This is a genomic window from Acinetobacter sp. AKBS16, from assembly GCF_002899995.1.
GTDB classification, from domain to species: domain Bacteria; phylum Pseudomonadota; class Gammaproteobacteria; order Pseudomonadales; family Moraxellaceae; genus Acinetobacter; species Acinetobacter baumannii.
In genome coordinates this window covers 3738-14809 of the sequence record NZ_POYH01000076.1, presented here as the reverse complement: position 1 = coordinate 14809, position 11072 = coordinate 3738, and the positions used below count along the sequence as shown (strand labels likewise).

Below are 11072 nucleotides of genomic sequence, written 5' to 3'. Positions count from 1 at the left end.
TTCGAATAGCTTCTAAATACAGGCGGCACAGCGCTTTAACGACTATGTTTTTAGAAGTCATAATGACGCCGAAAACTGTGCCGAAAATTGCAGAGAAAAACACCGAAATAAAAGCAATTTTTGCAGTTGCCCAAAGTCCCCACATTAAACGTTCGAGGTGACTCGCTTGAAATAGATAATCAAGTTCCATGGCTCACCTTCCGACTTCTGTGCTCCAGATAACTGGTTAAAATAGACACGGGCAATAAAATAATCAGATAAGCCATGATGAGTAAAAACAAAGCTTCCGTAGTTTTATAGTCCATGCCAATTAAGTCTTTGGTCACAAAAAGCAGCTCAACGACAGCAATGGCACTCACCACAGAACTTTCTTTAATTAGAAATAGGCAATTTGCCCCTATTGCCGGAATTGAAATGGCAAGCGCTTGAGGGAAAATGACATATCTAAAAATTTGAGTCGGTTGCAAACCAATACTTTTTGCTGAGTCAATCTGTCCTTTGGCCACCGACTGCAAACCTGCTCGAAAAGCTTCCGCCATATAGCTTCCACCTAAAAAGGTCAGTCCGATTACACCGCAAGCAAAACCATCAATTTTGATACCGAGTTTTGGCAAACCGTAATACAAAAAGAACAGTTGAATTAATAAGGGGGTATTTCGAGATAACTCAATATAGAACTGGGCAATTCTATTTAGCACCCGCACGCGATATGTGATTAAAATGCTGCAAATCAGCCCTACAATAATTGCCAGAATAATGCTGATAATTGAGATTTTCAGCGTGGTCAAAGTTGCAGAGAAAAATTGCGGCAACACACTATGGATATACTGCCAGTTCAAGGAAAATTCCAACAAATAATATTAAAACGTTATAAATATTTAGCTTTCGTCAGCCATTAAATATTTGTGTAACAAGTTTATTTTTTTCCCAATTGGTCTAAAACTATTTTTATTAGATAAGCTTTTCTATAAGTTTGATAAATTCGATTTGGCAATCGAAAACCTTCAAATCAGTTGAATACAACTGCTTAAAACATATTCACTAAAACAAAGATGAATAATAAAGCCAATAAAAAATCGGACACCAAGGCCCGATTTTTATTAAATGATTTTTAATCTATTGCTTATTTTCTAAGTACATCACCAATACTTGGGTCTTTATCAAAAACCGATTTTGCATATGGGCAAAGTGGAATTACTTTTACGTCTTTTTCACGAACAAAGGCAACCAAAGCATCAAGTAATTGGCGACCTACGCCTTGTCCACGATAATTTTCGTTTACATCTGTGGCATCAATAATTAGCATGCTTTCGCCTGCCCATGTATAAGTCATTTCGCCTGCAACGGTTTCACCATCAAGTAAGCTAAAGCTGCCGTGTTTTGTATCATCTTTTTGTTGAATATTCACAATGAATTCCTCATATTACAAATCGTATTTATTTAAAAATGACTTTATATATCTTTATCTATAAGAACAAATTTAACTGTAAAAAAATAGCCTATTTTTAGCAGTGAGTCTGTATGCTTTTTAAATACAATTCATGCATAAAATTCATAATTCTATTCGTAATTCAGCGTCTAATCCTCTCAAATCATTGTTGTTAAGCTCTGCGACCAAATTTTATTCATTTCATTTATGAAAATTCAATGGTTTTGAGATTGGAACTTTTATGTCTTCTTTTCATCAAATTGAGCAAAGCACATATGAACATTCAACACCTGCCTGGGGTGCCGTCTTTGTAATGTCGCTCTGCTGTGCAGTATTAATTGCATCTGAGTTCATGCCTGTAAGTTTACTTACCCCCATCTCTTTAGATTTAAATATCAGTGAAGGCCAAGTGGGTCAAGCAATCGCAATTTCTGGTATTTTTGCTGTTATTACCAGCTTATCGATTAGCCGTGTATTTAAGGCATTGGACCGACGTCATATCATTTTATTACTCACCCTACTGATGGTTGTCTCTGGCATAGTCATTACATTTGCCCATTCTGCGGTTTTGTTTATGTTGGGACGTGCAATCTTAGGCGTAGTGATTGGTGGTTTTTGGGCCATGTCGACATCAATTGTTATGCGACTCGTTCCTCCGCTTTCAGTACCTAAAGCACTCGGTTTATTAAATGGCGGAAATGCTCTAGCCACCACAATTGCAGCACCATTAGGAAGTTTTTTGGGTTCAATTATTGGCTGGCGTGGTGCTTTTTTCTGTATTGTCCCCATCGCGATTGTTGCACTTATTTGGCAATTTAAAAGTATGCCTTCTCTTCCTACAATATTGTCGGCCGAGAAATCTAAAAATCCATTTGGTTTACTAAAACGCCCAATTGTACTTTATGGGATGACCGGAATTTTATTACTCTTTATGGGTCAATTTGCGCTATTTACCTATCTACGCCCATTTCTAGAAACCGTTACTCATGTCGATGCGACAATGCTATCCATTTTATTATTAATATTGGGTTTAGCAGGTTTAGTGGGTACATTTGTAATTAGTTTAATCCTCCATCAACATGTTTATCGTTATCTGATTCTTATTCCATTCATCATGGCAGTGATTGCTGGAGCTTTTGTATTTGGTGGTGAGCATTTATGGTTTGTTGCTATATTGATGGGTTTATGGGGCTTTATTGGAACGTCGGCACCTGTTGCATGGAATACATGGCTTGCCCAAACACTACATCAAGATGCCGAAATTGGTGGTGGTTTGATGGTTGCGATTATTCAATTTGCAATTACCCTAGGTGCAACTATAGGTGGATTATTATATGACTCACATGGCTATAGCGCCACGTTCTATATGAGCGCAACTATTTTGCTATTAGGCGCGATGACTGCTTATATTACATGGCGGAATGCTACTCACGTAGCACATCAATAACCAACCGTAATGCAGGTGAAAGTTGTCTGCGATGTGGATAGTACAAATGGTATCCGGGAAACTGGATACTGTACTCTGCTAAAACTTGAATCAGCTTCCCTTCTTTTAGATCTTCTCGAATCAAATCTTCTGGAATATAAGCTAGTCCAAATCCGGCCCGAACAGCTTGTGCAATCTCATAACTTTCATTAAATATCCATTGCCCCTGAATTTTAACTTTTGTTTCTTGACCATCTTTCACAAATTCCCACGCATAAACACTACCTTGGGTGGTTAAACGATAGCCAATACATTGATGATTGAATAAATCTTTAGGAGTATGAGGAATTCCATATTGTTCAAAATATGCTGGTGTTGCTATTACCGCCATTTTGACATCTGGACTAATGCGTACTGCAATCATGCCATCAGCTACGCGGCTTCCGAAACGAACGCCAGCATCAAAGCGTTCTGCCACAATATCGACCATGCCGCTATAGGCAGTCACTTCTACTTGTACATCAGGATAAACACCAGCAATCTTTTTAAGTTTTGGAATCAGCACTTCCCGTATCGCATGGCTGCTAGCATTAATCCGAACTGTACCAGCGGGTTGGTCTCGAAATGAAGTTAAAAGGGATAATTCATTATCAATCTGATCGAAGCTAGCACTAATTGTTTGTTTCAACCTTTCGCCTGCTGCTGTAGGTGAAACACTACGTGTGGTTCTGGTCAGGAGCAACATTCCCAAACGTTCTTCTAAACCCCGAATCGTATGGCTCAGCGCAGATTGTGAAATTCCCATTTTCCCAGCAGCCTTAGTAAAACTACCCTCTCTTGCCACCATTAAAAAAGCATAAAGATCATTATAGTTTTCTTTATTTATCATCTGCTTTATCTCTTATTGGGGAGTCAACCTCATTATAAAGGATAAAACCATTCATGAATATTACTCATAAGTCCATGTTTGTTTTTTAGACTAATTATTAAAAAGAAGATTCGTTAAAATCCATATCAAGCAGTAAATATGAAGATTTAAATAAACTGAGGCGATTATTATGAGTCATTTTATTATTGTAAAAAATTAATAAATTCCACTCATATCTTTACGTTAAAGAATAAATAGCTTCATTGCATTTATGTGCTTTTTCTTAAAGAAGCGAGGTGAGTTGATATGGCTAGTTATAAGTTTTTTAAAGGCTTAGTCAGCCTATGTTTTTTGTTCTCAGTGACTTCCGCTTCTTATGCAATAAAGCCTCAAGGTAAAAATCAACAAAGGGTATCGATGATGAAAATCCGTATTGATATTGATGGAACACAGCAACCACTATTTGCCACATTAGCTATAACACCTACTGTTGAAGATTTTATCAAACAGCTTCCACTGACATTAACACTTAAAGATTATGACGCTACCGAAAAAATAGCCGATCTACCCACCAAGCTAACTACACAAAACGCGCCTCATGGATATGCCGGAAAAGCGGGTGATCTTACCTATTATGCTCCGTGGGGTAATCTGGCTTTTTTCTATAAAGATTCTCATGTTGGTTACGCGAATGGCCTCATTTTTCTGGGAAAACTAGATGCTATTCCCCAAGCATTCAAGCAAAAACAACAGATCAAAATTTCAATTTCACAAATCAAATAAGCATGCACCTACTCTCCCATTCACATTGTTTAAATTGAGGTATTTATGAGTACATCTCCCTTATTTAAAAAGCTTAAAACCCATACGGCGGCTGCAATTTGTGCAGTAACTATTGGTCTATTTTCTTCAACTTCAGCTATGGCGGCCGATATGTCTAATGGTGCAAATAACTTTTATCAAAGTCAGCAAGTGACTATTCAAAAAGTGACTTTTAAAAATCAATACAATATGGATATTGTTGGCAATCTGGTTATTCCCAAAAATTTGAATAAAAAGATCAAAGCCTCTGCAATTATAATTGGCCACCCTATGGGGGCTGTAAAAGAACAAAGCTCTATGCTTTATGCACAAAAACTGGCTGAACAAGGTTTTGTGACCTTAGCAATTGATCAATCATTTTGGGGTGAAAGCGCGGGCCAACCAAGAAATGTGGTGGCACCAGACATTTATGCAGAAGCGTTTAGTGCCGCTGTAGATTATTTGGGAACACAATCTTTCATTGATCCTAATAATATTGGTGTATTAGGTATTTGTGGAAGTGGGAGTTTTGTCATTAGTGCAGCAAAAATTGATCCGCGTATGAAAGCGATAGCAACTGTCAGCATGTATGATATGGGCGCAGCAAACCGCAATGGCTTACGTCACTCACAAACCCTAGAGCAGAGAAAGCAAATTATTGCAGAAGCCGCTGCACAGCGTTATGTTGAGTTTAAAGGTGGTGAAACCAAATATACCAGCGGAACTACGCATGAGCTAACAGCAGATACACACCCTATTCAACGTGAATTTTACGACTTTTATCGTACTCCACGCGGAGAATATACGCCTAAAGGCTCATCGAGAGAGCTTACAACCCACCCAACTCTCACCAGTAATGTCAAATTTTTAAACTTCTACCCATTTAACGACATTGAAACGATTTCACCACGTCCGATGTTGTTTATTACAGGTGATCAGGCTCATTCAAAGGAGTTTAGTGAAGAAGCTTATAAACTCGCAGGCCAACCTAAAGAACTTTACTACGTTAAAGGTGCTGGACATGTCGATTTATATGATCGGGTCGATCTCATTCCATTTAATAAATTAACCAGTTTCTTTAAACAAAACTTGAAGTAATACAGATGATAGAGGCTCAACACGGGCCTCTAGCTTTTTAATTAACTTAATGAAAATCTTGCACCAGACTATTAATATGCGCCACCGCAGCAGTTCGGTTTTCAACGCAAAGTTTTTCAAAAACATGCTCTAAATGTTTATTCACTGTCCGTGGACTAAGCTCCAAAATTTCTGCAATGTCTTTATTGGTTTTTCCTAACAACAACCAGTGCATGACTTCTGCTTCACGTTGAGTCAACTGCGGGCAATATTTTAAAATATCAGCCATTTCCAAAGCTGGCGTAGTTGTCTTGATCTGTATCAGATAATTTTTTGCCACACTTGGTTCAGTTTCCCACGGTGTAAGCAATAAAAGCTGTAATTGCTGAGATGGTGTTGAATAAGAACAGCTGGTTAATTTTTTAGGGTCTTTTTCATGCTCTAAGTCTGAAAACCAAGCTTTTAAGCCTGCTTCAAAACCTTCTAATTCAGGTAAATATTGATTTAGTAGATCACTGGCTTTTTGGGTTTTCCACACAATTTTACCGTGAACATCTAGCGCAAGAATGGCTGTTTCCGTTGCATCAATCACCTGTTTCTGTTGTTGCAATAGTTTGGCATGTGCCAAATGTGTTTTTACCCTTGCCAATACTTCTTCAATATTCAGAGGCTTGGTTACATAGTCCACCCCGCCGACCTGAAAACCACGCACAATATGTTCTGTCTCAGACAAACCTGTCATAAAAATAACGGGAATAAACTGCGTAATTGGACTCGCTTTAAGCTGTATGCAACTTTCAAAACCGTCCATATGTGGCATATTGCCATCAAGCAAAATCATATCCGGTAAGCATCGGTGTGCAATTTCAATTGCACTTAACCCATCAGTTGTGACAAGCACGCGATAACCTGCCTGATCCAGACTTTCATGTAGCAAGCCTAAATTTTCCGGCACATCATCTACAATCAGAATAACAGCCTGCTCGTTTGGCGAAGCTTGCTGAAAAGAAACATGTTGCGTACTCATTGCTTATCCTGAATCAATCGTTGCGCGTGTTTTAAATCAAACTTTCGAATAGCCTGTTCCAGCTGTTCCCATAACTCATCATGCTCCGGAAAATTTTGCCGGCATTGCATTAAAGTCTGTTGAATTCCTCGAATATAACCCTGCCCAATTAAATCATTTAACTGTTGCAAGCTTTGCGGTAAATCGATCAGATCATTATTTTCAGGTTGTTTAATTGGCGTATGAACAGCAACTTGCTCTTGCTTAAACACCTTTACATCCAGTGTTTGAACTTCATTATTTTCAAGGTTTGCATCTGATTTAGAATCAATCCAAACTAAGCCCAACTTATCTCCAATTTTACTCAGCAACAAATTCAGGTCGATTGGTTTTAACATAAAGTCTTCACTTAAGACGGCGTCTTGTGGATTGACTTCACGCTCGCCTGCATTGGCTGAAATAATTAAGATCGGCACATTGGTAATATTATTCTGACGCAATAATCGTGCTGTTTCCCACCCGCCCATCAAAGGCATATTTAAATCCATCAAAATCAGGTTCGGCTGAAAAATAGGTACACGTCTTAAACAGTCAATGCCCGACTCGGCTTCTTCAATCATAAATCCCAAAGGTTTGAGAAAATTAGCAACCAAACCTCGGTCCACAGCTTCATTATCGACAACCAAAATTCGTTTTCGTTCGCCTTGATAACCCGTAATTTGGTTGGAGTAGACATTAGAAATTGGATGAACCACTTCTTTTGAAGGTAAATAAAACTTAATCTTAAACTGTGAACCCTGATTGAGCTGACTGGTCACAGATAGCTGGCCACCGAGTAAATCGACCAACAATTTTACAATGGGTAGTCCGAGTCCTGTTCCGGTAAATCCGCCTTGTACTACATTGCTGCCCCGTTCAAACGGGTTAAAGATTCGCTCTAAATCAGCCTCAGCAATACCACAGCCCGTATCTCTAATTTCAAAATAAGCCGTTTGAAAACGGTATTCGACTTTTAAAGTAATTGTGCCGCTTGTCGTAAACTTTAAAGCATTGCCCAGTAAATTGATGAGCACTTGCTCTAAGCGTTTTTTGTCGGTACGAACGTAGTGCGGTAGGTTTTCTCCAATTTCATAAACAAACTGTAAATTCTTCTGTTCAAACTGTGGCTGAAACATTTGAATAATCTGTTCAATAAAATTGGGGAAATGCACATCCACTACATTTAAAGAAATCTTGCCTGTTTCAATGCGTGCTAAATCTAGTAAACCGTCAATGAGTGAAGTCAAATGCTGCCCACTACGGCTAATCACCCCAAGCGCCATTTTGCCTTGTTCTGAAAGCTGCTCTTGTTTTTGAAGTAATTGGCTATAGCCCAAAATACTATTTAGAGGCGTTCTTAGTTCGTGACTAATGCCAATGACATAACGGCTTTTTGCATCATTTGCTCGTTCTGCTGCTATTCTGGCGTCTTGTAAGTCTTTTGAAGTGACTTCATGGGCAGCAATTTCATCAATCAATAATGCTGTTTGCTGATGCGTTTCGACTTCGGCATTACGACGGCTTTCATCGTTTAACACTAACCACCATGCAGCAACACTCATTAATAAAAATAAAATAGTGTAAATTTTGACAAACAGCGTAAATAACTGAGGAACGGCTGCCGCATTTACCGTTTCTAAATAGGTTTTTTCTTGGATATAAACCAGACTCAAGCTCACTGCCAAAACAATAGACAGCCCTAGAGTCAGTAATAAATACAAACTGACCCTGCTATTTAAACGGCTAGCCCAACGTTCTGGTAAATAGTGCCAGATGGCTTTTTTGAGCTGAACTGACCAACGTGCATCGGGTTTACATAAATCGTGACAGCGGGCTTCAAGTGAACAGCATAGAGAGCAAATCGTACCGTTATAGGCTGGGCAGCCCGCCATATCAGCAAGCTCATAATCCCGTTCACATACCACACAGTTAGCAACCGACGTCGCCTGAATTTTTTCAGGCTGGCGTGCAATGTAATATTTGCCTTTGGTTAGGTAAGCAATAATAGGAACGCATAACACCGCACTCCCCAAAGCAATGAAACTTGCTAAACCTTTCGCCATCAATCCGAAAAAGCCCAAATAGCTCAGCATCGATAACACTGAAGCAATCAGTAAAGCGCCCACGCCTACGGGGTTGATGTCATATAAGTAAGCACGACGAAATTCAATTCCTTTCGGGCTTAAACCTAAAGGTTTACAGATAATTAAATCGGCAACAACGGCACCAATCCATGCCAAAGCGATATTGCTATATAGCCCCAAAATGCGTTCAACCGCATGGCTAATTCCCATTTCCATCAAAACAATGGCAATAAACACGTTAAAAAGAAGCCAGACAATTCGTCCCGGATGGCTATGAGTTAAACGAGCAAAAAAGTTAGACCATGCCAATGAACCAGCGTAGGCATTGGTCATATTAATTTTAATTTGCGCCAAGCAAACCAGTGCTAGAGTCAATATTAAAGCAAGCTGAGGGTTTGGAATAAATTGTTGATAGGCAACCCAATACAGATAAGTCGGATTGTCTAGTTCAGAGACAGGAATAAACAGCTGAAAAGCCAACACCATCAGCAGCATACCCATCAAAACTTTTAGAAATCCAAAAATAATCCAAGATGGACCACCTAGAAAAACGGCAAAACGCCATGCAGTTCTGTTCTTTTCTTTTTGCGGTAAGAAACGTAAATAGTCGGCTTGCTCACCAATTTGGATCACAAATGAAAAAATAAGAGTGCACGCCGCACCAAAGTAATACAGATTAAAATCGGTTGAGTTTGAAACCGCCCCAACAAAATGCAAGCTACTACTTAAAATTTGTGGCTGCTTCCAAAGTACAAAAAACCACGGTAATAACAGCAATAAGAGCCAGATTGGTTGTGTGATCGCCTGAACTTTATTAATAAAACCAATGCCTTTGACCACTAAAGGTAAAATCACTAAGGCAGAAATTAAGTAACCGATAACTTGCGGAATGCCTAAGGCAAGCTCAAGAGCCATTGCCATAATTGCGGCTTCAAAGGCAAGCAAAATAAAGGTAAAGCTGGCATAAATTAGAGATGTAATGGTCGAGCCAATGTAGCCAAAACCTGCACCACGAGTAAGCAAATCGACGTCTACATTATATTTTGCGGCGTAATAACTAATTGGCCAACTGGTCAAGAATATGATGGTACATACGACAATTGCTGCCCATACTGCATTGCTAAAGCCATATTGCCAAAGCATGGTTGCCCCAATGGCTTCCATCGCCAAAAAGCTGACTGTTGAAATTGCGGTATTGGTTACCGTCCAAGGCGACCATTTTCTTACTGAGGTGGGTGCGTAGCGAAGCGCATAATCTTCGATACTTTCATCTGCCACCCAAATATTATATTCACGGCGTGTTTTGATCACACGTTGTGGCGCTTGTTGGGGGCGTGAAGAATCTGGCATAACACTCATGTTTGGCATGTGGCTGCATTAAACCCAGCAATCCTTATGCCAAAAGTCATTTATCATGGCGATTTTTTCTAATACGCACATATACGCAAAATAACGTATTTTCAATTTTCCCCAAAAATCACACACTCAAAACCATCAAAAAACAATGATCAATATTTGTGTTGATTGACCGAAAATGATTGGGAGATTGATGTTATGAGTGTATCTGAACATCCAAATCTGGACACTGTGCAAGGTACAGATTCACAAAAAGCAGTGAATGAAACCTTAGAAGATTATACTTTACGTTATGCTCCACACAGCTTTCGGCGCTGGAGTCCCAAAGTTGTTGCTATTACTGCACTTGGTGGTATTGCCTATCTTGCTGACTTTTCTATTGGTGCCAGTATTGGTATGTCTTATGGAACAACCAATGCTGTTTTCTCCATTTTATTTGCAGCGATTATTATCTTCTTAACCGGCATTCCTTTAGCCTACTACGCAGCTCGCTATAACATCGACCTTGACTTAATTACCCGCGGTGCAGGTTTTGGTTATATCGGTTCGGTCCTGACCAGTATCATTTTCGCCAGTTTCACCTTTATTTTCTTTGCCCTTGAAGGTTCAATCATGGCGCAAGGGTTATTGCTCGGTTTAGGCATTCCGCTTTGGGCAGGTTACCTCATCTCAACCGTTATGGTCATTCCACTCGTCATTTACGGCATGAAAGCTTTAAGTAAATTACAAGTCTGGACTACCCCACTTTGGCTCGTTCTAATGATTGGTCCTGTAGCCTATCTGATTTACCAAGAACCTACCTTAGTTAGCCAGTTTGCAACGTTTACAGGTCATGAAGGTTTTGCACCTGTAGATATGGCAGCGATTATGCTTGGTGCGGGTATATGCTTATCCCTCATCATGCAAATCGGTGAGCAAATTGACTACCTACGCTTCATGCCTGCAAAAACAAAAGAAAATAGCAAAGCATGGTGGGCTGCAGTTAT

10 protein-coding genes and 1 pseudogene are annotated in these 11072 nt (G+C 39.4%); 5 read left to right on the top strand and 6 right to left on the bottom strand.

Annotated elements, in window-relative coordinates; genetic code table 11:
* Both C1642_RS13555 and C1642_RS13550 read right to left on the bottom strand, forming a co-directional pair.
* Positions 1-190: pseudogene (locus C1642_RS13555) on the bottom strand (amino acid ABC transporter permease); the annotation flags it as partial.
* A complete protein-coding gene (locus C1642_RS13550) occupies positions 180-839 on the bottom strand; it encodes an amino acid ABC transporter permease (RefSeq protein ID WP_001104465.1) in 660 nt (219 codons plus the stop codon). The pseudogene C1642_RS13555 and the gene C1642_RS13550, both read right to left, overlap by 11 nt.
* A 64-nt stretch (positions 840-903) precedes the next feature.
* Here C1642_RS13550 and C1642_RS13545 point away from each other — a divergent pair, with 64 nt between their 5' ends.
* Positions 904-1017: a hypothetical protein gene (locus C1642_RS13545; protein ID WP_002017921.1), complete on the top strand. Its 114-nt coding sequence runs from the start codon at positions 904-906 to the stop codon at positions 1015-1017.
* 106 nt (positions 1018-1123) lie between these two features.
* Here C1642_RS13545 and C1642_RS13540 read toward each other — a convergent pair whose 3' ends face one another.
* On the bottom strand, positions 1124-1408 hold the full coding sequence (locus C1642_RS13540) for a GNAT family N-acetyltransferase (RefSeq protein WP_001025680.1): 285 nt from the start codon (positions 1406-1408) through the stop codon (positions 1124-1126).
* Positions 1409-1670: 262 nt separating this feature from the next.
* Here C1642_RS13540 and C1642_RS13535 point away from each other — a divergent pair, with 262 nt between their 5' ends.
* Complete coding sequence (locus C1642_RS13535; RefSeq protein ID WP_024433325.1) at positions 1671-2876, top strand: MFS transporter; 1206 nt, start codon at positions 1671-1673, stop codon at positions 2874-2876.
* Here the strand turns inward: C1642_RS13535 and C1642_RS13530 are convergent.
* Positions 2854-3744 (bottom strand): LysR family transcriptional regulator, encoded by an 891-nt coding sequence (locus tag C1642_RS13530; RefSeq protein ID WP_103236444.1) that lies wholly within the window; start codon positions 3742-3744, stop codon positions 2854-2856. The genes C1642_RS13535 and C1642_RS13530 overlap by 23 nt on opposite strands.
* Positions 3745-4029: 285 nt before the next feature.
* Between C1642_RS13530 and C1642_RS13525 the strand changes: the two genes are divergently transcribed.
* Both C1642_RS13525 and C1642_RS13520 read left to right on the top strand, forming a co-directional pair.
* Positions 4030-4506, top strand: coding sequence for a cyclophilin-like fold protein (locus C1642_RS13525; protein WP_103236443.1), 477 nt, complete (start codon positions 4030-4032; stop codon positions 4504-4506).
* Positions 4507-4551: 45 nt separating this feature from the next.
* Positions 4552-5622 carry an alpha/beta hydrolase gene (locus C1642_RS13520; RefSeq protein WP_103236442.1) on the top strand — a complete coding sequence of 357 codons (1071 nt, stop codon included), beginning with the start codon at positions 4552-4554 and terminating at the stop codon, positions 5620-5622.
* Positions 5623-5668: 46 nt separating this feature from the next.
* Here C1642_RS13520 and C1642_RS13515 read toward each other — a convergent pair whose 3' ends face one another.
* On the bottom strand, positions 5669-6628 hold the full coding sequence (locus tag C1642_RS13515) for a response regulator transcription factor (protein WP_103236441.1): 960 nt from the start codon (positions 6626-6628) through the stop codon (positions 5669-5671).
* Entirely contained in the window at positions 6625-10089 is a 3465-nt protein-coding gene (locus C1642_RS13510; RefSeq protein ID WP_103236440.1) for an ATP-binding protein, read from the bottom strand. The genes C1642_RS13515 and C1642_RS13510 overlap by 4 nt, the downstream gene beginning before the upstream one ends.
* A 195-nt stretch (positions 10090-10284) precedes the next feature.
* On the opposite strand from C1642_RS13510, the gene C1642_RS19440 reads away from it, so the two are divergent.
* On the top strand, positions 10285-11072 hold a 788-nt coding region (locus tag C1642_RS19440), incomplete at its 3' end, for a purine-cytosine permease family protein (RefSeq protein WP_416202829.1).

Excerpts from the sequence above, each read along its gene's own strand:
- C1642_RS13535 (WP_024433325.1), top strand. The coding sequence starts at position 1,671 with ATGTCTTCTTTTCATCAAATTGAGCAAAGCACATATGAACATTCAACA.
- C1642_RS13530 (WP_103236444.1), bottom strand. The coding sequence starts at position 3,744 with ATGATAAATAAAGAAAACTATAATGATCTTTATGCTTTTTTAATGGTG.
- C1642_RS13525 (WP_103236443.1), top strand. The coding sequence starts at position 4,030 with ATGGCTAGTTATAAGTTTTTTAAAGGCTTAGTCAGCCTATGTTTTTTG.
- C1642_RS13520 (WP_103236442.1), top strand. The coding sequence starts at position 4,552 with ATGAGTACATCTCCCTTATTTAAAAAGCTTAAAACCCATACGGCGGCT.
- C1642_RS13515 (WP_103236441.1), bottom strand. The coding sequence starts at position 6,628 with ATGAGTACGCAACATGTTTCTTTTCAGCAAGCTTCGCCAAACGAGCAG.
- C1642_RS13510 (WP_103236440.1), bottom strand. The coding sequence starts at position 10,089 with ATGAGTGTTATGCCAGATTCTTCACGCCCCCAACAAGCGCCACAACGT.